The sequence below is a fragment of the Empedobacter brevis NBRC 14943 = ATCC 43319 genome (assembly GCF_000382425.1).
Lineage (GTDB): Bacteria > Bacteroidota > Bacteroidia > Flavobacteriales > Weeksellaceae > Empedobacter > Empedobacter brevis.
On the sequence record NZ_KB908304.1, the window covers coordinates 71,008 to 93,939 of the forward strand.

Sequence of the window (22,932 nt, forward strand, 5' to 3'; positions counted from 1 at the left end):
TTAACTATAATCTTCCTTTTTCAGAGCTACTTTTTGATTGCTCGATATTGAATGATTTTCCAAAATTGTATCTGATCCCAACACGGTAATAACGTACAGATTGTCCGGTATAAACAAATCTTGTATCGTTACTATAACTGGTGTCTTGCCAGGCATTGTCCTTGAAAATATTATTCACATTAAAAGAAAGTTCAAGTTTTTTCTCTAAGAACAATGCTCTCAAACCGAAAGCGGTACTCCACATTGATCGACTTGTTGACAAACCAGTATTTCCTTTTGTCGTATAATTCGTCGTGTGATTAAATAACAATGTTTTTGTTTTGTTCAATTCCAAATTATTTGTCACTCTAAATTCACCATTAAAACCATCTAATGTATAATTAAATTCTGGAATAATTCCTTTAGATTTTCTGTAAAATAAATCAATCGCTCCGTTTACTTTCCACCATTTGAATAACTTAAAATTTAGATTTTCGCTAATCCCATAACTTTGAGAATCTGCATAATTATAAGGCACCCAATTTTGCGTATTCTGAGTTGGATCAACAATTACAACTTGATTAATTTCATCCGTAGATTTACGATAATATACAGTTGTCACTGCCAAATCTTTGTATGCATATTCCAATTCATAATTATATGAATAAGAAGGTTTTAGCTTTGGATTTCCTTGTGCAAAAGAAAAAGGAGAATAAATGGTACGAAACGGATTTAATTGCCCCATAAACGGACGATCAATACGTCGGCCAACATTGATACTTAACGAATGATTTTCAGCTGGGTTATATAACAAATAGGCTGTTGGGAACAAGCCGTCATATTGATATGTATCGTTTTGATTTTCTTGTGGTGAAAAACCTTTCGCATCTGTATTTTCATATCTCAATCCAATTTTAGCAGACCATTTTTCTGAAATGTCTTTTTCCACAGTCGCATAAAAAGCTAAAATATTTTCGTCATAATAAAACCCATTGCTTTGGTTTGAATCAAAAACAGGCGCTCCTGAAGATGTATCATAAAACAAATTGTCGCTATTATTTTTTGTCCAGCTGTAACGCCCTCCATAATTCAGTTTCCATTTTTTAACAGGATGTTCCATGTCAACATTTAAGCTGTAATTATTTGCCCTTTGCTCTGATAAACTTCTATTCCCTTGATATTCTGATGAATTTTCTACATGCTGTGCATCAAAAAATCGGTTCGAAGTGACGCTTGTATTGTTGTTATTAAAATTTACCCAATCAAAATCAAAAGTCAATTTTTTACCGATTGTATCCATTTTATAAATCACGTGATAATTGAACGTATTGTACTTCGTATTTCCTTTGCTCCCATTTCGATCATTCAGAATATAGCTCAACAACTCGTTTTTATCCAAACTATTTATCGTTGTTTTCGTTCCGCCCGTACCTTTGCGATTTCCTGCATATAAATCGACCGTAAAACCAGTTGTCAATTTTTCAGAAACCTGATAATCTAAACCTAATTTCCCTCCAATATTTCTATTTTTACCGCTATTTTTTTCCTTTTCAGTCCAAATTTCATTTGTTTTTGTAAAATAAATATCAGACTGTCCGACTCCATCATATTCACCAAAACCCCCAAAAATATTCGAAACCAGTGTCCATTTATTTTTTCGGTAATTAAACGACGCACTATTGCTCCAATAGGGTTTATTATAATGTTGCAATGACGACGACAAACTCCCATTCCACGAGTCTTTTTTACCAGATTTTAGTACAATATTCAGAATCCCACTATTTCCTATCGCTTGATATTTTGCGGGCGGATTTGTAATCACTTCTACCTTTTCTATATCATCAGCGCGAAGCGTTTTCAAATAATTTGTCAATTGTTCTCCTGACATCTCCAGTAGTCGATCATCCACCATGACACGCAAATTACTTTTCCCAATAATTGATACCACGTCGTTATCTACTTTTACTCGTGGTGCTAACTTCAATAAATCTAATGCATCTCCACCTCGTGCTCCTTCAGCCAAATCAGCATTAAAAACAAGACGATCAACTTTTTTTTCAACTAACTTTTTCTGACCTGTCACAACTGTTTCTTTCAAAACGATGTTTTCATTTTTTGGAACAATGATGACACCTAAATCTTGATTTTGATCTAATAAAATTTCTTGTGAATGAATCAATATTCCTGTTTCTTCTATTCGAAAAATATATGTTCCGTTTTCTAATACAGCTGAAAAGAATCCGTTTTCATCTGTCGAAATTTCATCTATAACTTGATTTTCTTTTAAAATAATGATATCAACTAAAGCGACTGGCGATTGATCAGTATAATGTAAAGCTCCTTTGAATTGTTGTTGTGCAAAAACACTGGTCGTGGCACATAACAAAATTGGAATAAATAATTTAAACATATTAGGTTTTATTTCTTAATTGACGCATTAAATCCAAAAAAGTTACACGAAGTTTGATTAAAAATTAGATTTGTCTATAAAAAATAAATTAACACTGTTTTAATATTTAAAGATTTTCACTACATTTCAAGAAAAATAATTTCAAAATTTTAAAAAAAATATACATGAATGGATTTTAATGAATTCAAGAATAAATTAGCGGAATCAACCAAACAAGCCTTTTTAGAAATTTATAACGAAAATCCATCACAGGACATTTATGCTTTTGCCTTGTGCAACAATGATTCGAAAATAGCAATTCATCCATCAACTAACTCAATAGAACATTTAGAAGAAGTTTCGGATGAAGATGACTATCATTACTACAAATACGAACCTTCTAAATGGAAATTTGATTATTTGGGTGCAAAAGAATCTTTTGAAGAAATCAATCAAATCTGCAAATCCATTGCAGATAAACATGATGATGACGAGGATTGGTTCTATCAATTTCAGAATCAAATCAATCAAAAATGTATCGAAGTTTTAGAAGAATTAAAGAAAGAAGATTTCTTCTCAAAACAAACAGGAAAAGAGGTCTTCTTAAATTTTTCTGTTATTGATGACGATCTGAACAACGAAAAACAACGAAAAATTATTTCTCAATTAAATGATAATCATTATAGAGAAGATTATTTTGAATGGATGAAAACTTGGGATAAAAACAAAAAAAGAGCTTTATAAAGCTCTTTTTTTTATATTTCTTTTCTCAATCTAGCGACCGGAATATTAAGTTGTTCACGGTATTTCGCAATTGTTCTGCGCGCTATCGGATAACCTTTTTCTTTTAAGATTTCGGTTAGTTTTTCATCTGTTAAAGGTTTTCGTTTGTCTTCGTCTGCAATAACATCTTGTAAAATTCGTTTTATTTCACGAGTAGAAACCTCCTCCCCTTCATCGTTTGTCAACGATTCTGAAAACAAATCCTTGATCAAAAATGTTCCATAAGGTGTTGTGACGTATTTAGAATTTGCCACACGAGAAACCGTTGAAATATCCATTCCGATCCGATCCGAAATATCTTTCAAAATCATTGGTTTGATTTTCGTTTCGTCTCCAGTTAAAAAATATTCTTTCTGAAATTTCATAATCGCTTCCATTGTATATAAAAGCGTATTACGGCGTTGCTGAACCGCATCAATAAACCATTTTGCCGAATCTAGCTTTTGTTTGACAAACATAACTGCTTCTTTCTGCTGATTCGATTTATTTTCAGTTTTTTTGTATGTATCCAACATTTCCGCAAATGCACTTGAAATCTTCAGTTCCGGAACATTACGTCCGTTCAACGATAATTCTAAATCACCATCATTGATATGAATGGTGAAATCCGGTGTAATTTGCTCAACAATTTTACTGCTACTCGAAAATGATTTTCCCGGTTTCGGATTCAATCGTTCAATTTCAGAAATAGCATCACGCAATTCGTCATCGTCCGCATCATATTTCGCCATTAATTTCGAATAATGCTTTTTCGTAAATGCATCAAACGATTCTGAAATTAATTTTTCGGCTAATTCTACCGCTTCCGTTTGTGTTTTATTTTCTAGCTGAATCAATAGACATTCCTGTAAATCTCGCGCTCCTACTCCAACCGGATCCATTCGTTGTATATAGTTAATCAACAAATGTTCTACTTCTTCCGGAGAAGTATAAATATTTTGGGAAAACGCTAAATCATCTACTAAGGATTTTACATCGCGACGCATATACCCGTCATCATCAATATTTCCTAAGATAAATTCAGCAATTTGAAATTGTTCTGCAGATAATCTGTATGTATACAATTGAGCGGTTAAAAACTCGATAAAACTTTCTCCTTGTGCATAAGGAACAGATTTATCGTCGTCGTCATCGCTGTAATTATTTGTATACGTTTTGTAATTTGGGATATCATCATCGCTCAAGTAATCGTCTATATTTATATCACTTGTATCAATGACTTGTTCATCACCATAATCATCATTCTGATTATCCCATTCTTCCTGCTCTCCTCCGTAATCTTCATCATATTCAGAAGATTGATCATCCAAAGCAGGGTTTTCTTCCAACTCTTCCTTCACGCGTTGTTCAAAAGCAACCGTAGGAAGTTGAACCAACTTCATTAATTGGATTTGCTGTGGTGATAGTTTTTGTTGTAATTTTAAATTAAGTTCCTGCTTTAACATATATTGGGTTTTGGCTTATAAAAAACGGATCTAGCTTAAAGTTACAATTTTTAAGCATAAATCCGTCAAAATATTTTTAATTAAAATTCAGCATTATTAGGCGTTCTAGGGAAAGGAATTACATCACGAATGTTCCCCATTCCTGTTACAAATAATACCAAACGCTCTAAACCTAATCCGAAACCAGAATGTGGCACAGATCCGAAACGTCTTGTGTCACGGTACCACCATAATTCTTCTTTATCAATTCCGAATTTTTCCATTTTTTCGTCCAAAACTTCTAAACGTTCTTCACGCTCTGAACCTCCAATAATTTCTCCGATTCCAGGAAATAAAACATCCATTGCACGAACTGTTTTTCCATCGTCATTCATACGCATGTAGAATGCTTTTATTTCTGCCGGATAATCAAATAATATCACTGGTGTTTTGAAATGTTTTTCAACTAAATAACGCTCGTGTTCAGATTGTAAATCAGCCCCCCAACCTTCAATTGGGTATTTGAATTTACCTTTCTTATTTGGCTTAGATTCTTTTAAGATATCAATTGCTTCAGTATAGCTTAAACGAATGAATTTATTATTTAAAACATACTCTAAGCGTTCCATTAATCCTAACTCTGAACGCTCTGCTTCCGGTTTTTGTTTTTGTTCTTTATCAAAACGTTCTGCCAAGAATTTCAAGTCGTCTTTACACGTTTCCATTGCATAAGAAATGACAGATTTCATAAAGTCTTCTGCCAAATCCATATTTTGGTCTAAACGGAAAAATGCCACTTCAGGTTCTATCATCCAAAATTCCGCTAAGTGGCGAGAAGTATTCGAGTTTTCGGCACGGAAAGTAGGTCCAAATGTATAAATTTTTCCTAATCCCATTGCAGCTGTTTCTCCTTCTAATTGTCCGGAAACTGTCAAGTTAGTCGATTTTCCAAAGAAATCTTGTGTATAATCTACTTTACCTTCTTCATTTTTAGGTAGATTTTCCATATCCAAATTGGTAATATGGAACATTTCTCCTGCTCCTTCTGCATCAGACCCGGTAATAATTGGCGTATTAATGTAGACAAAACCGTTTTCGTTAAAATACTTGTGAATTCCAAACATTAAGGCATTACGAACACGCATAGTTGCCGCAAATACATTTGTTCTGAAACGTAAATGTGCCTGTTCACGTAAAATCTCTAAACTGTGTTGTTTTGGTTGTAAGATTGTTCCTTTTAAATCTTCAGATGATGCAGTTCCTAAAACTTTAATTTCTTTCGCAACAATTTCAATTTCTTGTCCTGCTCCTTCACTTTCTACCACCTCTCCTTTTATCTGTAATGAAGCCGCAGTAGAAATTTGTTTTATAATCGATTCGTCAAAATTTTCGAAATCTACTACTACCTGAATATTATTAATTGTAGAACCGTCATTCAACGCGATGAAACGATTACTTCTGAACGCTCTTACCCATCCATTTACAACTACTTCTTGTAGCAACAAATCCTTGCCTTTTTCTAATAAGGCTTTAATTCCGTACGATTGCATATTTTTTTAATTTATCCTTACAAATTTAGTTATTATTTGATGTTATAAAAATTATAGGCATAATTTTTGACCACAATTTTTAACCAACCTAAAAATCCTTTACAATTTCAACGAAAATGTAAAGGATTTTTAATTTTAGTTTATTTTTTGAAGTGATTATTGAGGTGAATAAGTCACAATGTCAATACCTATTCCATTCGGATCTTGAATTGCAAAATGTCGATCTCCCCAAGGTTCGTCTCGCAACCCAATTTTTATTTCTACATGTTTAGCTTTTAACTTTTGGTAAACCTCATCCACATCGTCTACTTCAATTGTAAGGTAAACTCCTTTTCCGTCAAATTTTGATTGAAAAAGAGGTTGTTGACTTGGATGGTGAGGCAATAAAAAACTGATCTCATTCCTTTTATCCGGCGTATGAAGCAAAAGATAAAATTCATTTTCAAACGTAATTCCAAAGTCTAAAACTTCGGTATAAAACGTTTTGGTTTCTGTTAATTTTTCTGTGATAATTCCAGCATTTAATTTCATTGTTTGCGTTCTTGGGATTTGACAATTTATTTTGGTAGAACCAAATAATAGAATTGTGATTATGATTAATTTCTTCATCTCTACTATATTTAAAATCAAAATTGAAGAAAATCACTTGTTTAAAATAGTAAAAAATGGACAATCATCGGTTGAAAAATTTAGAAGGTGTAATCCCACAAAAATTTTTGAAATCTTTGATGAAATGGGATTGGTCATAATAACCAAAGTCATAAAAAAGTTTATTTTTTCTTAAGCTTTGTGTGGATGGTTTAGCCCTTAATATATTTTGAAACTGGACTACTTTACAGAATGTTTTGATATTTGTTCCGATGTAGTATTCAAACAATCGTCCTAACTGCCTTTGGCTTATACCAAAATCGACAGCTTCCTCAACAACTAAAACGCCATTGGATTTCAAAATAAATGCTAAATTTTTATACAATCGTTGATCAAAATTGTTATCAATATTAGAGACGATCTCGATGAAAAACTCATCTAAAATCTTACCTCTTTTTACCATCGTATCGCCGTATCTGAAACTTGTCTCAATAAAACTTGATAATGTCGGCACAATGTTTTCCAGCAATTGATATCGATGACTTAATCCTGCAGCATTTACTTGAAAAAGATTGGAGAACATGGCAGGTAAAAATCGAATGCCTACATAATGGAAAGAATTTTCGAGCGGAAATTCTGTATACTTTTTACAAAATCCCATGATATATGATTCTGATAATAGATTGAGGTCAAAATAAATATCAATACAACCATCTGCAACAACTCTATAAAAAAACGGTTCTGTTAATTTATCAATTGTTTTTAATTCCCAATAACAATAAATATACGGTTGTAAAAGTTGATGCGGTAAAAATTCAGTGTAATTCACCAATTTATCTCCGCCTCTGATTGATGGCTGACTTGGAGCAAAATACTCGCGAATATTTTGAAAACTTTTCTCTTTCATTTACTTTTAAAGATAAGATTTCAACTTTAATTATTTATTCCGATTTTAATTTTTCAAAACTCAATAAGATTTTATTAAAAACTTTAAGAAGTTTTGTGAATCATTTAATTGAATCCGTTTTTAGGTAAACTCCATTCTCAATGTAATCAATAGCAATTAGTTTTCCATTTAAATTATATTGATTAATTGTTCCTCTTCCAACATTCAAACTTCCGCAATTTAATTCTTTTCCAAAACCATCAAAACAATTTTCGATTCCTATTAATTTATTTTTATGTAAAATATAAGTATTATATGGTTTACCATTTAAATGGTAATTATAAAATTTACCTTTAACAATTCCATTTTCAAATTTTGTTTTACTTGCTAGATTGCCATTATTATGATAAAATCGCATCGTACCGCTCATAACATTATTTCTATATTTAATAACACGTTGAACCAACCCGTTTTTAAAATATATTATGGATTTCCCATGCTTAACAGAATCGTTTTTAAAATGTTCTATTTCATATTCTCCCTCTGCTAATTCTTTTCTAATTTTAGTAGAACATGATGCAACCATAATTAAGCATAAAACAAACAAAGAAAATTTCATTCTACAAGAAATTCAAATTAACCGTTAATTTCAGGTAGAAATTATCTTGAAATTTCTCTTCTGAATAAGCTCCCAAACGATAAAAGGCACCAAGACCAAATGTTTTGAATAAAAGATTATTCACTTCGATACCTGTTTCATGGTAATAATTATTCAGCGTTTTAAATTCTAAGTTTTGGTGATCCGCTTTACCTTTTAAATCCCCTAAAACTCCACGGTAAATAAATTGAGGAAAAATAATTTTGTTTCCAACTTTAACTCCTGCAAAAATGTGTTTCAGCTGGAAAGAAACAAACCGATCTGAATAAAATTCTCCCGGGCGCATTGTTTCAAAATTTGTAAGACCTCCTACTCCAAAATTTGCAAAATCATTTCGTTTGGCATTCCCTTGCCCTTCAAATAAATTCATCAATGGCATTTTTCCTTCTACCCATCCGGCACTTAGGTTAAAGTTTGTTTTACCAACTCTTGTATCAAATACATCAAAATAAGAAACATTCAAACGAAGCGGATCATAATCTGAATTAAAGATATCCCAATACTTTGTAAGCGTGGCATAAAACACCGATTTCCCACTATTTACAGTTACTTTACCATATGGAGTTCGAATAAATTTATCTTTTGGCGCAAAACGAACCGCTAACTGCGTGTTGTACAAATCATACCAACCGTTATTATTCAAGAATGAATAATCAAATTCGGCGTGCTGTTTCTCATAATTCGTCGAGATGTTGAATGTCACATTCTTAAAAATATCTTGTTCGTATCCGAATGAGTACCGCTTGTACGAAAAATACTCGCGGTTGTAGATATTGCTAAATGCTCCGTTTACCAAACGTGTATAGTTCGATTGCAATAAAATTGGTGTTTTTCCTGACGCAGAGACATCTTGTGAATATTTTGCAAACATTCGTCCCGAATATGGTTTATTTATAAAGTAGTCACCTCCAAAACCAAATTTGAATGTTTGGTCTTTGAAACCATAAGCAGAATAAGCATTTAATGAATATTTATCGCTCCAATTTTCGTTTGTATTGAAAGCTGCTCCCAACCTAAAACCTTCATAATCATTGAAAGATAGAATTTTTGTTAAATCTAAATCGACTTTCCCTAAAGCTAATTTCCCACCAGAATTTACAATTCTCATCAACTTCATTTGACGTTCCAGCTTATATTTATCTCCAATACTATCTATTGTCGTATACGTATTTCGTTCTTTATTTGATAAAGATGAATCCCGGTAATTCTCCATCACATGATCCCATTTCTTTTCACTCATATTCTGAAATGAAATTTCATCTTCATATCCTAAAAATTCGCTGCGTTTGAAATGTGCAGGATTCTGAATATCTTTGAATGTTGTTTCGAGATTAATCCAAATTTTTTCTTTCTTATCAATAAAATCATCACCGGCTAATTTTTCTGTGATCTTGAAATTACCTGCTTCCATACGGTATTTCTGCTGATTCGGAATCCATGTTCCATTGTTCAGTTTCCAATCTGCTTCAAGTTCAGCAACATAATTTGCACTTGTATTTTCGGCTTCAAATTTGATTAAAGCATATGTTTTATCATCTATCCAAAGTGTTCCTTTAATCTGACGTTTATCCGTTTTAATTGATGGAAAAAAGCTAACCACTGCTGTTTTTCGTCCATCAATTAAAATATCTTCTTTGAAACCATAGCGGTAATGAGAAAGCCCTTCCCGACTAACTGGATTTACAATTCCTTTGAAGAAAAAATTGATTTTATCCTGATCAAAATTAAAGGCAATTGGCTGCATTGCTAAATATTCGTATAATGGCGAACGCATACCGGAAATACGAGAAGACTGAACAATATTCTTTAATCCTAATCTTTTCGACACCTTATGGTCCATTGCACGTTCTCCTAAAAATAAGTGACTATTATCTAATAACTTTTTCCATTTGTTGTTCATAGAATCTTTGTGATTCTGCGGCTGTATAATGTATGGAATTGAATCGTTATTTACTGTACTCCAAAACTTCGTATACGATTTCAAGAAAATGTTTCCACTAGTTCTGATTGTATTCTTGGATTGATTACGAATTGCTTTGATGATAATGTTTCGTCCAACCGAATCATTTGTTGTAAAAGTCACCTCATCTAAACTAATAAAAGAGGGTTTCATCATGATTTCCACCATTTTTCTTCCATCGGTTTGGATACTCTCTGAGAAATATCCATTTTTAATCACATCAATAAAATGAATCGAATCATGAATATCCAATTCGCCTAATTCATCTGTCTGACCAAGGAATTGTTTTGTATCACTGTACACATTCGCACCTGTTAAACGAAATTCGTCCTGGGCATCATATACTCTTACTTTAATTTGAGCAAATGTAGCCAATGAGACACAGAAAATTAACAAGAATAAATAGTTCTTCATTTTTTGAAATTGATTATGCAAATAAATAAAAAAAGCAGCGTTTCGCTGCTTTAAAATATTTTTTTTTCTCGAAAGATTAGACTTTCATGATTTCAGCTTCTTTTTTAGCTAAGGCTTCTTCTAATTTTTTAGAGAACTTGTCCGTTAATCCTTGTACACGTGTTTCGTAATCTTTCACCATGTCTTCAGACGCTTCTTTTACATTTTTAAGAGCTGTATTGGCTTCTTTACGTGCATTACGAATAGAAACTTTTGCATTTTCCATTTCCGATTTTGCCATTTTTGCTAATTCTTTACGACGTTCTTCCGTCACAGGAGGAATACTAATAATAATTGAATCTCCATTGTTAGAAGGTGCAAAACCTAAGTTAGCATTAATAATCGCTTTCTCGATTTCACCAATTAAATTTCTTTCGTACGGTTGAATGCTCAATGTCATTGCATCTGGTGTATTTACATTTGCAATTTGAGTTAACGGAGATAAACTTCCGTAGTAATCAACACGAACTGAACTTAACATTGCAGGAGTTGCTTTACCTGCTCTTAATTTGTCAAATGCAACATCTAAGTGATCTGTAGTTCCTTGCATTTGCTCCTTAGCCGTTTCTAAGATAATATCTAATTCTTCCATTTCGGGATTTATTTATTTGTTACTAGAGTACCTACGTTATCTCCTAAAATTAATTTTTTCAAGTTACCATCTGTATTCATATCAAATACAATAATAGGCAAATTATTTTCCTCACTTAAAGTAAAAGCTGTCATATCCATTACTTTCAAGTTTTTATCGTATACTTCCTGGTAAGAAATTGTTTCAAATTTTTCAGCTGTCGGGTCTTTTTCCGGATCCGCAGTATAAATACCATCTACACGTGTTCCTTTCAAAATAACATCTGCTTGTGTTTCAATCGCTCTTAAAACAGCAGCTGTATCTGTTGTAAAATAAGGATTTCCTGTTCCAGCTCCAAAAATCACGACACGGCCTTTTTCTAAATGACGTGTTGCTCTTCTTTTGATGAAAGGTTCTGCAATTTGCTCCATACGAATAGCAGTTTGTAAACGAGTATTAACGCCAGCATCTTCTAAAGCTCCCTGCAATGCCATACTGTTAATTACAGTTGCTAACATCCCCATATAATCTCCTTGTACACGATCCATACCAGAAGCAACTCCTTGAACACCTCTAAAAATATTACCTCCTCCGATTACGATTGCCACTTCGCAACCAAGATCTGCTACTTCTCTAATTTGTTGAGCATATTGCTTCAGCATATTGGGGTCGATACCATATTGTAGATCTCCCATTAATGCTTCACCACTTAATTTAAGTAATATTCTTTTGTATTTCATTTTGTAAAAGGTTTTCTTTTGCAAATATAATTTTTCTATTCTGATTTATCCTAACGTTCGAAAATGTCTAACGCATTTTTTGTTGTGATCGCGGCAATTTCTGTAGGTGTTTTATGATAAACATCCACCAACCTATCACAAACATGTGTCAGATAGCTACTTTCATTTCGTTTTCCACGAAATGGAACTGGCGCTAAATAAGGAGAATCTGTTTCAAGAACGATATGTTGAAGATCAAAATCACCCAAAAACTGATCTATTCTTCCATTTTTGAAAGTTATGATACCCCCAATTCCCAATTTCAGATTAAAATCTATTGCACGTTGTGCCTGTTCTTTCGTTCCTGAAAAACAATGAAAGATTCCAAATAATTGCTCATCTTTCACTTCTTCCAATACCTCAAATATTTCGTTAAATGCATCACGGCAATGAATTACAATGGGTAAATTCTTCTCTTTTGCCCAACTAATCTGCGTTTTAAACGCATCTTGCTGTGTTTTTAAGAATTCTTTTTCCCAATACAAATCGATCCCTATTTCACCAATAGCTTTAAAAGGACGTTTATCAATCCATTCGCGCACATGGCTCAATTCTTCTGCTATAGTATCGGGATGAACCGAACAAGGATGTACGCCCATCATTGCAAACATCGAATCTTGGTGTTGGTTTTCCAACTTCAACATTCGATCTGTGTAACTTTTATCAATTGCAGGCAAGTAAAATCGCTCTACTCCATTTTGTTTTGCTCGCGCAATAACTTCATCTATATCATTCTCAAATTGTTCAGAATAGAGATGAGTATGTGTATCAATTAACATGTTTTATGTTTTATTTTTGATCTTAAATGTTCTTTCTCAGCAGAAAAATCAAGTTTATTTCCTTTTTCCAACTCTTCCATCCAACCAATAGTTTTGATTAAAAACTTCTGATGATTTTCTGATGATTCATTAAAAGGACGATGATTCATCGCTGATACTATTTTATTTATTTTTTGAATAATTGTTTGTGTTGATTGCTCAAAATAAGTATCTGAGAACTTTTTCCAAATATAATCAATCGCCTGCTTTGAAGGATGAATAAGATCTTCTTTAAAAAATCTGTACTCCCTTAAATCATCTAAAACCAATTCATACGCCGGAAAATAATTGACGTGGTTATATTTTATCCCCAATTGATACAAAGCGTCTAATAACCGGGATTTACTCACATTATTCTCTACCATTCCATCTTTTATATGACGAACAGGACTAACTGTTGTAATAATATTGATATCGGGATTAATCGCAATTAATTCTGAAATTATCCGATCTAAAGAATCTAAATTTTCATCTGTCGTTAACAACCTTTTCTCAAATTGCTTCGCTTCTACTTTATGACAATTTGCGACTATTTTTTTTGAATCTTTCCATTCATATACCCAAGAAGTTCCGAGCGTAATCATGACAACATCACACGAATAAATGCATTGATGAACTTGGTCTAACGCAGAATTTAATTGATGTAAAACTGCATCTCTGGTCAGTGCATTAAACGACGAATGTACATCGAAACAGAAAAACTCTTCTCCGTTTTGATGTACATCAGACAATGTAAAATATTTTTTATGAATGCTTCTTTCGATTAAGTTTTGAATGGAGTGTGGATTAAAAATAACACCAAACGGGTTGATTACCCCATCAAATTTTAAATCGATCAAACGTTTTCCTATTTCATCTGAAAAACAAGATCCTATCGTCAATATTTTATGTTGATGATTTATCTTAAATTCTGATTCAGGAATTTGAAAAGTCGTTCGGAATTGCATTTTTTACCCTTGACGATCGATTAAAACTTCACTCAATTCTCTCAAATAAGCTTTACGCTCTTCCGAGACATCTATTTGATCCAAGAAGCTATGTGCTTTATTTGTATACTCTCTAATTAATGTCGATAGCTTACGGTTCACATTCAATTTTCTGAATAATTTCTCTACCGCATACACCTTATCAATATTATCTGTATTTGAACTATACCAATACAATAGCTCTTCTTTTTCTTCTTCATTTGCAGCCTCTAAAGCGGAAATGTAAAGAATTGTTTTTTTGTTTTCAAAAATATCTCCAGCATGTTTTTTACCTAAATGCTCAAGACTTCCAAAAACATCCAAATAGTCATCTTTTAATTGGTAAGCAATTCCCAAATTCAAACCATATTGGTATAACTTATCTGCGTCATCCTCTTTTGCTCCAGCAATGATTGCACCTAATTTAAGCGCTGCACCAAGTAGAACACTGGTTTTTAGGGAAATCATTTTAATGTAATCCTCATACGAAACATTCAATTTTGTTTCATAATTCACGTCCAATTGCTGCCCTTCACACACCTCTAAAGCCGTTCGGGAAAATAATTGTGTAGAACGTTTGAACAATTCAGCATCTAGATCTTCTAAAAATTGGTAAGCTTTTACCAACATTGCATCACCAGAAAGAATCGCTGTATTTAAGCCAAATTTTTCGTGAACAGTAGGTTTACTTCTTCTCAATGAAGCATTATCCATAATGTCATCGTGCATCAACGAGAAATTATGAAAGAATTCTATTGCCAAAGAAGGTTTTAATGCTTTTTCGACCTCACCACCAAACAAATCAGTTCCCAATAAAGTCAAAATCGGACGAATTCTCTTACCTCCAATATTCAAAATATAGTCCATTGGTTCGTATAATTCGTTTGGATTTTTAGAAAATGGATTTTGATCGATTGTTTCGGCAATTAATTCGTGAAATTTATCAAATGAGTACATAGTTTGATTTTTGTAAAAATTAAGTTTTGGCAAATATAGCTAAGAATGATTGATTTTGGGTTGTTTTATTTTATTTTTGATCACCCTAAAAAATTCGTTTGCTACAATTAAATATAGCATAAACTGACCTATCATAGCCGCTATAAAAAAGGGATGTAATTTTTCCAGAATTAAACCAATGCTTTGTACCGAAGGAATTGTCCAAAAATAAGTCGAAACTATCACTAAACTCAATGCATTGAACCGAAAAATCCACATTTTATTCAATTTATACGTTCCTAAATGAACAAAAAGTGCCCCTAAATACGTATACGCCAAAGTTTCAAAAAAAGTATTCAACACAAATTGTTCTCTGAACACCTTGAAAATATCTTTATGGCTCGCATACAGATAAACTTCACTTACAAGATAACTCCAATGATTTGCAACAAAAAACAGTAGCAGATTAAGAACCAGAATAACTGTTAATTGGTCTTTAAACTGGTCAATTAACATCCAGTAATAATCGAGTTGAGAAAATGTTTTTTTCGGTTTCATCTAGCGGAATAACTCACTTACAATTTGATACGATTTTCTTTTTGCTTTTTGGTCAAAGATATTAGTGGAAACTATAATCTCATTCACCTTAGATTCGAGAATAAATTCATCAAAACTTTGCGATAGGGCTCCTTTACTTCCGATAAAAGATAAAGCGGTCATTCCTTTTAACATATATTTTTGCTCCGGAGAAGCTAATTCCAGTTGTGTTTTTTCAGGAGGAACAATTGGCTGGCGCTTGTCCGTGATAATATTTAAGAAGCCTTGGTACATCGACATTGACAAATAATGCGCTTCTTCGTCTGTATTTGCCGCAATTACATTGACACACGCCATAGTGTAAGGTTCTTGTAGATATTCGGAAGGTTGAAATTGCGACTGATAAATTTCAACTGCATTGTAAAACTGCTGAGGAGCAAAATGTCCTGCAAAAGCATAAGGCAGACCTAATTTGGCAGCCAAAAAAGCAGAATCTGTACTAGATCCTAAAATATAAAGTGGCACATTGGCTCCCTCTCCAGGAATTGCACGCACTTTACTTTCTTTATTTTCTATGCTAAAATACTGTTGTAAGTTTTTTATTTCAGCTTCAAAATCATACTTCATAAAATTATCGCCACGGCGAAGAATTGAGGCTGTTAACTGATCTGTTCCTGGTGCTCGACCTAATCCCAAATCGATACGATTTGGATAAAGAGCATCTAATGTACCAAATTGCTCTGCAATTGATAAAGAGGTATGATTAGGTAACATTATTCCGCCTGAACCAACCTTTATTTTTGTTGTCCCTCCTGCTACATAACCTATTAATAAAGAAGTTGCGGCACTTGCTACATTTTGCATATTATGATGTTCTGACAACCAATAACGGCTGTATCCCAATTCATCTACAAATTTTGCATTTTCTAACGTGTTTTTGAACGTTTGATTTAATGTTTCTCCTTCTCTAACATACGCCAAATCTAACACCGAGTAATTTATTTTTTTCAATCGTTCCATTTAAAGTAATTCTAAAACCAAGTTACAAAGAATATTATTCAAAAAAAATTCCTCTAAAAGTATACTTTTAGAGGAATTAAAAATTGGATAATTAAATTTATATTCGGTTTAAGTTGTTGAACGTGTAATGTTTTTAGTTAAATAGTTTTGGTACAATTAGTAATCTTTATTTACTTTTTCAAAATTAACATAATCATTAATAAAAAACCGCTTTTAAGGGGTGGACATTGAAGGGGACAAATCATAGACTACTGATAAACTGCACCTTATAAATAAATATAATAATTTCAAAATACTCGCTTTTTTACTTTCAATAACTAAATTTAAAATTTATATTTGAAAAAAAAACATGCCAAAGTCTTTTATTTTTTTTCCCTTTACACTATGTGCCATTTTTATTATGACATCGTTCAGTTCGACAAGAAAAAATGAAGATTTGATTTTATTAGAATATGTTATCAATCAGAATAGAGAAATAACGGATTCCGTTCAGTTACAGCATAGTTTTAAAACACTTCAACATCAATCAACTCATTTTATCGCTAAGAATCTGGAAATTATCTACCAGGTTTATTTGGCAAATATCTATGCTAAAAATTTTGATAAACTCAATCCTAAAAGCGATTTACTTTATCGAAATGCTGAAAAATCAGCACAAAATTTAGGATTAATTGATATGCAAATCTGGGTGAATACTCAATATGGCTATTATTATTATAGTTTTAGCCAATATCAGAATGCATATCCTTATTTTATGGAAGCTTCGAAATTACTTGAACAAACCAATGAAACACAAATTTTTCAAAAAAGTGATGTTTACAAGAAGAATGCTTTTTTCTTTATGAATGTAAAAGAATTGGATAAAAGTGAAAAATACCTGCAATCGGCTTTAAAATATACCAATAAAAAGAACAAAGAATACGGTACCATACTTAATGCAATTGGACATATTTCTCTTGAAAAAAAGAATTTTTCTAAAGCAAATGACTATTTTAATTTAACAAAAAAATATGCTTTACAAAATAATGACAGAATCAGGTATGCAAAGGCTTTAGGAGATATTGCTGCCATTCATATTCACAACAAACAATATGAACTTGCTATTGATCTTTTAAAAAAGGATATTCAAATTTCTAAAGAAGAAAATAATTTAAGAAATCTGATGTATGCAAATATTAAATTAGGAGAGCTGTATTTAACATTAAACCGAATTGATGCTGCTGAAGAAATATTAAAAGAAGCAAAAAGTTATGCTTCACAGAAAAGCTATCTAAGTAGTTTTGAATATGATATCTATTTAATTTTACTTGATATTGCAATAAAAAAGAACAATACAACAGCTGAACTTGATGCAAGAAGAAGGTTGAGTGAACTAGAAAACAGATTAAAGAAAACTGATGGAGAAAATGTGATTAATGAAATCAACTGGAATATTCAAAAAGATAATTTTAACTACAAGTACGAAGCTGAAAAAGCGAAAAGTGAAAAAGCGACTTTATTAAAAAACACGTTAATTCTTGTTGCATGTTTACTGTTGATTATCATTTTGTTTGTTTTTATTTCATTTAAGCGAAAAATTAAAATTCAAAATTCTATTTATGACAACAAAGTTTTAAAGCTTCAAAACGAAAAATTAAAATCTGAAAATCGCTTAAGTAAAGCAAAACAAACGCTAGATTCTTATAAAACTTATTTAACTGAGAAAAATAAGCAAATAGAAATTCTTAATAAGGAGATCAACAATACATCCAGTCTCTCAAAAATAGAAGAACAACATGGAAAGTTAACAACTTTATTGGACTCGCATTTGATGACAGATGAGAACTGGAACAATTTTAAAAATGTATTCAATTATGAACAAAAAGAGTTTGTTAAACATTTGAATCAACATTTTCCTTCCTTAACAGAATCGAATTTACGAATTATTTACCTTCTGAAATTAGAGCTGAACAATGTAGAAATTGCTCAATTATTGGGTATAACAACTGATGCGGTAAAAAAAGCGAAACAACGCCTGAGAAAGAAATATGAAAATTATGATTATATTTTTCATGATCACTCAAACGAAAAAAAATAAAGTAATTATTCAATTCGAAGTTCATTCAAATTACTTCTGTAATTTTCCAACAATAAACTTTCGGTAACATACCCTTCGTATTTCCCTTTTTTAGTTAACAGCATATAATCAACCTTTTTATCTTCCATCATTTTCATCACATTTGCAGCATTGGTAAAAATAGAGGTTGAAGCTGCTTCTGTTATACATTCCAAATAGCTTTTGTCAGCCAAATCTTCATTAAAAATAAACGATCGAATATTGTCTAACACAATAATTCCGTGTATGGACTGATCTTCATTTAAAACAGGAATAAAATCCTGAGTAGTAGTTGAAAAAATTGTTTTAATCTCCTCGATTGAATCAAAAATCGTTAGCGTTTTAATGTCCTTGATATAAACCGAAAATAAATCTATTTTATTAAATAGGTTTCGGTCTTTATCAGATGTAAATACAATTCCTTTATCCGCAATCGCATAAATATCCATCGAATATTTATCGTAACGTTTTGAGATTGCAAAACTAATTGATGAAACAATCATCAATGGAATCATTAAACCATAACCTCCTGTTATTTCTGCAATTAAGAAAATAGCCGTTAACGGGGCATGAAATAATCCGCTTAAGACAGCAGCCATTCCTACAACTGTAAAATTCCCAACCGGAACATCTTTAAAACCTACCAGATTGAAAAATTTTGCAACGACAAACCCCAGATAAGAACCGACAAACAATGAAGGTGCAAAATTTCCTCCGTTTCCTCCGCTTCCCAATGTTAAACCTGTTGCAATAGATTTGATCAAAACTGTAACAAGAACAAAACCTAGTACAATCCATTGGTTTGTTTTAAAATCTTCTAACAACGAATTATTTAATATAAACCCTGCTTCGTCATTTGCCAAAAACTTAATACTCTCATATCCTTCTCCAAATAATGTTGGAAAAAAGAAAATCAAAATGGCCAAACTTCCGGCACCAACCATTGCGCGCCAATACACATTCTCAGAATAATTTCCGATAACATGTTCTACTTTCCGAAACAGCCTCGCATGATAAACAGAAACAAAACCAGCTAAAACACCTAAGATTACATAAAAAATAACATTGTGATAATCAAAACCCAACGCATACCGAAAGGACAATAACATATTACTTTTCAATGTTAAATTAGCAATTAAAGCTCCTGTAGCTGATGACAACAACAAAGGAATAAAAGCTGTTACACTCATATCAGCCAAAACAATTTCAATCGCAAACAAAACTCCGGCAATCGGTGCATTGAAAGCCGCTGCAATTCCAGCTGCCACACCACAGGCAAGTAAAAGAGTTCGTTCTTTGTATTTGAATCGATAGTATTGTGCATAATTCGATCCAAATGCAGCTCCGGTAATTGTAATTGGTGATTCCAGTCCTGCAGAACCTCCCATACCCACAGTCAATGAACTTGTAATTATCTGGGCATACATTTGTTTTTTAGGCATTATTCCAGATTTTTTTGCAACAGCAATCATAATCTGAGAGGTCCCTTTTTCTATCGAACCATCAAGAAATTTTTGAATCACAAAAACTGTCAGCAAAATCCCAATTACCGGTAATATACTGTTAATATAAGGCAGTTTGACTAAATTATTGATGTAAACGGTTAATTGAAAAACATTATGCGCAAAAGTTTTTAAGACAATTACAGCAAGTGCAGATGAGATGGCAACCAATATACATGATAAATATAAAAATTGCCTTTCTGTTAAAACAAGTTTTAAGAGATTCAATAAATTTTGAAAAAAATTTACTGATTTTTTAATGTAGATAAAAAACTTTTGTTTTGTAGAAAGCTGCATAATTCAAAAATAGTGTTCCTTTTGTTTATTCCCTAATTTTACTGCACGAATTACACAAAAAACAAACCAATCCTACATAAAAATATAAATTAATTTTCATTTTTTGAAAGAATCCATTTCAACTCAATGAGAATGAGAGAAATTAACACAAGAAAAACGATTATTTTTTATCACATAACAGAACAAAAATCTAAATTCCAATCAAAAGTAAATACACATTTCATCTCTCTCAAGAATAACTTCAATAAAAAAACAATCCTTTTAGTCAACATTACTCTACTCAATTCAATGAATTTCCTTAAACCCATTTAAACAAATTAACGTTTAAACAACTGTTAATCTATTATTTATGTTTTTGAAAATCTGAAAAGAATCGAATAACACTTCAAAACAACATTATCTCTAACTAATCAACCTAATTTTATTCCTGAAATTAATTAACACAAATATTTAATATGAAAAATGTTTACACAAAACTTAGAAATCTAACATTTTTAATAGCATTAATTGTTGGTGCTCATTCTACCAGCGCACAAGTGTATGTAGTTGGAAATGGAGAAACAGCCTATAGTGTTTCTGAGGATGGAAAAGTTGTCACGCTGAACACGGTAGACAATAATTATTATTGGACACAAGAAGACGGCATTCAATTATTAGGAGAACTGGCTGCTGATACATCTAATGCAGGATATCCATTGGTTACTGCGGATGGAAAAAAAATAGCAGCAATGGTGATGAACCCTGCGGATGGAGTAAATCAAATGTCTATTTTTGATCTCGATTCTAAAACATGGAACTATTTGGGAGGACTAGGTGCTAGCTCTGGTAACGAATCTAGTTCTGTATGGGGAATGAGCAAAGACGGAAAATATATTGCAGGTTTAGGTGCTACTCCAAACGGGAGTTTTCATGGAGTTCTGTGGAATGAAACAAATGGAATAGTAGATTTGGAAACCAAAGGAGATTATTATTCCAGAGCAAATGGAGTAAGTGATGACGGACGAATTGTTGTAGGTTGGCAAGATACGGACTTTGATCGTTGGGGTGTTTATTGGGAAGACGGTGTACAACATCAGGTCTATGATCAAGAAGGTTACGAAGTACTTGAGTTAGGAAATATTTCTGGCAATGGAAAATGGATGATTGGAGCGACAAGTGAAGATATCGCCATGCGTTATAGTAAAGAAACAGGCGTTCAAAAAATAGAACACCCTGATCAGGGATTTTATTTTAATGGAGCCGCAACTGCTATCAACAACAATGGAAGCGTTGTTGTTGGATATTACAGACCATGGCCCGGACCAGCCGCAATGGGCGAAGGTTTTATTTGGACAGAAGAAACCGGACGAATTGAACTTAATGAGTATGTCAAATCTTTAGGTTATGATGATCTAGGAATTACATTCGCCTTACCATTAGGACTTTCTAAAGATGGTTCTAAAATTGTTGGTTTAGGGAGAACAGATTCCGGTGTTGTCTCATTTCTTATTTCATTACCAAAATTAGGAACTTCAGATGCTAATAACGTAAAATTTGAGGTTTACCCAAATCCAGCGACAGAAATCATACATATCAAAACAAAAGGACAAGTTTCCTCTTCTATTTTATATAACATGGCTGGACAAAAAGTGCTAAATTCAGAACAAAAACAAATCGATGTTTCCTCTTTGCCAAAAGGTGTTTACATCCTAAAAACTACGATTGACGGAAAAGATATGACAAAGAAAATCATCAAAAAATAATCTTATCATTATAACTTATAAAAAAATCTCGCAATTGCGAGATTTTTTTTATTATTTTTTCATTTGTTTCAAAATTGTCAGTGTTTTTTTATCCACTTGATCAGCATAAAAATGTTTTAATACATCTTTGATTATCTTCTCTTTTGGAGCGATAAAATTAAATAAGGTCAAACTAGATTTTAGCTTCATTGCATCATTTTTACCAAAAATTAATTGCGGAATCACTCCTTTGTGCCTCATCAATAAAACAGATAAAACTTCCAGGTAATTTCCCCAAAGCTCATCGTCTTTCACAAAAGCTCTCCCCTCTTCTTTCGATGAAATTGCAAATTCTACTGACGAGTCACTTGATCCTAAACCTACAATTTGAGGGAACATAAATACGATCCAATTTGTTTGTTTTTTACCTGAATGCACTTCCATCAAAATTTCATCATACACAAAGCTTTGTGCATCATTAAAGCGCTTCAAGTTAAATTTATCGTGAGGATCTTTTTGTTTAATTAAATCACCTAATTTCATTATTTTCTAAACTACGTATACTCTGCAAAGATAAAGTTTCATTCAATACAACTTTACAATGATGTTGAACGAATACATTAATTATTTTGAAGGCTCTATATGAAATCAACTGTAAATTGATTCATATTCTCCATCCTTTCTCCTCATATTCTTTCCTTTTTTCTTAGAGAAAAACATTCTAAAAACCGCTCTAATTCTCATACATGCCTATCATTTACAACGAGTTGATTTTAATTAATTATTAAAATTAAATACTTATAATTTGTTCCGACTTGTTGAAATTATTATCTTGACTTTAATTAACAATATCTAATATGAAGAAAATTCTACTTGCTGTTTTCTCCTTATTTTCCTTTTATGTTAACGCTCAGCACGATATTTTGTGGGAAAAATCTATTGGAGGAAATCAGGCTGAATACCTGTACAATGCAATTCCAACACCTGATTATGGCTTCTTGATTTTAGGAAGTTCAGATTC

Annotated in this window: 19 protein-coding genes; 3 read left to right on the top strand and 16 right to left on the bottom strand. The window is 32.2% G+C overall.

The window, feature by feature from the left end:
• Positions 1–4 precede the first annotated feature (4 nt).
• Positions 5–2,389, bottom strand: coding sequence for an outer membrane beta-barrel family protein (locus H277_RS0116580; RefSeq protein WP_019976747.1), 2,385 nt, complete (start codon positions 2,387–2,389; stop codon positions 5–7).
• 168 nt (positions 2,390–2,557) lie between these two features.
• Here H277_RS0116580 and H277_RS19350 point away from each other — a divergent pair, with 168 nt between their 5' ends.
• On the top strand, positions 2,558–3,112 hold the full coding sequence (locus H277_RS19350) for a DUF4303 domain-containing protein (protein ID WP_019976748.1): 555 nt from the start codon (positions 2,558–2,560) through the stop codon (positions 3,110–3,112).
• Positions 3,113–3,123: 11 nt separating this feature from the next.
• On the opposite strand, the gene rpoN is transcribed toward H277_RS19350, so the two are convergent.
• The 13 genes from rpoN to H277_RS0116650 form a co-directional block, all read right to left on the bottom strand.
• Positions 3,124–4,596, bottom strand: a complete 1,473-nt coding sequence (rpoN, locus tag H277_RS0116590) for an RNA polymerase factor sigma-54 (protein ID WP_019976749.1) — start codon at positions 4,594–4,596, stop codon at positions 3,124–3,126.
• An 80-nt stretch (positions 4,597–4,676) separates the two neighbouring features.
• Positions 4,677–6,125: an asparagine--tRNA ligase gene (gene asnS, locus H277_RS0116595; protein WP_019976750.1), complete on the bottom strand. Its 1,449-nt coding sequence runs from the start codon at positions 6,123–6,125 to the stop codon at positions 4,677–4,679.
• Positions 6,126–6,281: 156 nt separating this feature from the next.
• A complete protein-coding gene (locus H277_RS0116600; protein WP_026357687.1) occupies positions 6,282–6,656 on the bottom strand; it encodes a VOC family protein in 375 nt (124 codons plus the stop codon).
• A gap of 142 nt (positions 6,657–6,798) precedes the next feature.
• Entirely contained in the window at positions 6,799–7,620 is an 822-nt protein-coding gene (locus tag H277_RS0116605) for an AraC family transcriptional regulator (RefSeq protein ID WP_019976752.1), read from the bottom strand.
• A gap of 100 nt (positions 7,621–7,720) precedes the next feature.
• Positions 7,721–8,218 carry a toxin-antitoxin system YwqK family antitoxin gene (locus H277_RS0116610; RefSeq protein ID WP_033422774.1) on the bottom strand — a complete coding sequence of 166 codons (498 nt, stop codon included), beginning with the start codon at positions 8,216–8,218 and terminating at the stop codon, positions 7,721–7,723.
• Position 8,219: 1 nt separating this feature from the next.
• Positions 8,220–10,631, bottom strand: coding sequence for a hypothetical protein (locus H277_RS0116615; RefSeq protein WP_019976754.1), 2,412 nt, complete (start codon positions 10,629–10,631; stop codon positions 8,220–8,222).
• Positions 10,632–10,707: 76 nt separating this feature from the next.
• Positions 10,708–11,262: a ribosome recycling factor gene (gene frr, locus H277_RS0116620; RefSeq protein ID WP_019976755.1), complete on the bottom strand. Its 555-nt coding sequence runs from the start codon at positions 11,260–11,262 to the stop codon at positions 10,708–10,710.
• Between the two features lie 8 nt (positions 11,263–11,270).
• Positions 11,271–11,981 carry a UMP kinase gene (gene pyrH / locus H277_RS0116625; RefSeq protein ID WP_019976756.1) on the bottom strand — a complete coding sequence of 237 codons (711 nt, stop codon included), beginning with the start codon at positions 11,979–11,981 and terminating at the stop codon, positions 11,271–11,273.
• A 50-nt stretch (positions 11,982–12,031) separates the two neighbouring features.
• Entirely contained in the window at positions 12,032–12,799 is a 768-nt protein-coding gene (locus H277_RS0116630) for a TatD family hydrolase (protein ID WP_019976757.1), read from the bottom strand.
• Entirely contained in the window at positions 12,793–13,785 is a 993-nt protein-coding gene (locus H277_RS0116635; protein WP_019976758.1) for a GSCFA domain-containing protein, read from the bottom strand. Before H277_RS0116635 ends, H277_RS0116630 begins: the two co-directional genes overlap by 7 nt.
• Positions 13,786–13,788: 3 nt before the next feature.
• A complete protein-coding gene (locus H277_RS0116640) occupies positions 13,789–14,760 on the bottom strand; it encodes a polyprenyl synthetase family protein (RefSeq protein ID WP_019976759.1) in 972 nt (323 codons plus the stop codon).
• A gap of 39 nt (positions 14,761–14,799) precedes the next feature.
• Positions 14,800–15,297 carry a hypothetical protein gene (locus H277_RS0116645; protein WP_019976760.1) on the bottom strand — a complete coding sequence of 166 codons (498 nt, stop codon included), beginning with the start codon at positions 15,295–15,297 and terminating at the stop codon, positions 14,800–14,802.
• Entirely contained in the window at positions 15,298–16,296 is a 999-nt protein-coding gene (locus tag H277_RS0116650; protein WP_019976761.1) for an LLM class flavin-dependent oxidoreductase, read from the bottom strand.
• 400 nt (positions 16,297–16,696) lie between these two features.
• Here H277_RS0116650 and H277_RS0116655 point away from each other — a divergent pair, with 400 nt between their 5' ends.
• Positions 16,697–18,373 (top strand): tetratricopeptide repeat protein, encoded by a 1,677-nt coding sequence (locus H277_RS0116655; RefSeq protein ID WP_019976762.1) that lies wholly within the window; start codon positions 16,697–16,699, stop codon positions 18,371–18,373.
• A 5-nt stretch (positions 18,374–18,378) separates the two neighbouring features.
• Here the strand turns inward: H277_RS0116655 and H277_RS0116660 are convergent, their stop codons facing one another.
• Complete coding sequence (locus tag H277_RS0116660) at positions 18,379–20,190, bottom strand: chloride channel protein (RefSeq protein WP_019976763.1); 1,812 nt, start codon at positions 20,188–20,190, stop codon at positions 18,379–18,381.
• A gap of 455 nt (positions 20,191–20,645) precedes the next feature.
• Between H277_RS0116660 and H277_RS0116665 the strand changes: the two genes are divergently transcribed.
• A complete protein-coding gene (locus H277_RS0116665; RefSeq protein WP_019976764.1) occupies positions 20,646–21,932 on the top strand; it encodes a T9SS type A sorting domain-containing protein in 1,287 nt (428 codons plus the stop codon).
• Positions 21,933–21,983: 51 nt separating this feature from the next.
• Here the strand turns inward: H277_RS0116665 and H277_RS0116670 are convergent, their stop codons facing one another.
• Positions 21,984–22,454 carry a DUF1810 family protein gene (locus H277_RS0116670; protein WP_019976765.1) on the bottom strand — a complete coding sequence of 157 codons (471 nt, stop codon included), beginning with the start codon at positions 22,452–22,454 and terminating at the stop codon, positions 21,984–21,986.
• Positions 22,455–22,932: the final 478 nt, after the last annotated feature.

Excerpts from the sequence above, each read along its gene's own strand:
- H277_RS19350 (WP_019976748.1), top strand. The coding sequence starts at position 2,558 with ATGGATTTTAATGAATTCAAGAATAAATTAGCGGAATCAACCAAACAA.
- H277_RS0116615 (WP_019976754.1), bottom strand. The coding sequence starts at position 10,631 with ATGAAGAACTATTTATTCTTGTTAATTTTCTGTGTCTCATTGGCTACA.
- H277_RS0116670 (WP_019976765.1), bottom strand. The coding sequence starts at position 22,454 with ATGAAATTAGGTGATTTAATTAAACAAAAAGATCCTCACGATAAATTT.
- H277_RS0116630 (WP_019976757.1), bottom strand. The coding sequence starts at position 12,799 with ATGTTAATTGATACACATACTCATCTCTATTCTGAACAATTTGAGAAT.
- H277_RS0116655 (WP_019976762.1), top strand. The coding sequence starts at position 16,697 with ATGACATCGTTCAGTTCGACAAGAAAAAATGAAGATTTGATTTTATTA.
- frr (WP_019976755.1), bottom strand. The coding sequence starts at position 11,262 with ATGGAAGAATTAGATATTATCTTAGAAACGGCTAAGGAGCAAATGCAA.
- H277_RS0116610 (WP_033422774.1), bottom strand. The coding sequence starts at position 8,218 with ATGAAATTTTCTTTGTTTGTTTTATGCTTAATTATGGTTGCATCATGT.
- H277_RS0116645 (WP_019976760.1), bottom strand. The coding sequence starts at position 15,297 with ATGAAACCGAAAAAAACATTTTCTCAACTCGATTATTACTGGATGTTA.
- H277_RS0116600 (WP_026357687.1), bottom strand. The coding sequence starts at position 6,656 with ATGAAATTAAATGCTGGAATTATCACAGAAAAATTAACAGAAACCAAA.
- pyrH (WP_019976756.1), bottom strand. The coding sequence starts at position 11,981 with ATGAAATACAAAAGAATATTACTTAAATTAAGTGGTGAAGCATTAATG.
- H277_RS0116650 (WP_019976761.1), bottom strand. The coding sequence starts at position 16,296 with ATGGAACGATTGAAAAAAATAAATTACTCGGTGTTAGATTTGGCGTAT.
- H277_RS0116635 (WP_019976758.1), bottom strand. The coding sequence starts at position 13,785 with ATGCAATTCCGAACGACTTTTCAAATTCCTGAATCAGAATTTAAGATA.
- asnS (WP_019976750.1), bottom strand. The coding sequence starts at position 6,125 with ATGCAATCGTACGGAATTAAAGCCTTATTAGAAAAAGGCAAGGATTTG.
- H277_RS0116665 (WP_019976764.1), top strand. The coding sequence starts at position 20,646 with ATGAAAAATGTTTACACAAAACTTAGAAATCTAACATTTTTAATAGCA.
- H277_RS0116640 (WP_019976759.1), bottom strand. The coding sequence starts at position 14,760 with ATGTACTCATTTGATAAATTTCACGAATTAATTGCCGAAACAATCGAT.
- H277_RS0116605 (WP_019976752.1), bottom strand. The coding sequence starts at position 7,620 with ATGAAAGAGAAAAGTTTTCAAAATATTCGCGAGTATTTTGCTCCAAGT.
- rpoN (WP_019976749.1), bottom strand. The coding sequence starts at position 4,596 with ATGTTAAAGCAGGAACTTAATTTAAAATTACAACAAAAACTATCACCA.
- H277_RS0116580 (WP_019976747.1), bottom strand. The coding sequence starts at position 2,389 with ATGTTTAAATTATTTATTCCAATTTTGTTATGTGCCACGACCAGTGTT.
- H277_RS0116660 (WP_019976763.1), bottom strand. The coding sequence starts at position 20,190 with ATGCAGCTTTCTACAAAACAAAAGTTTTTTATCTACATTAAAAAATCA.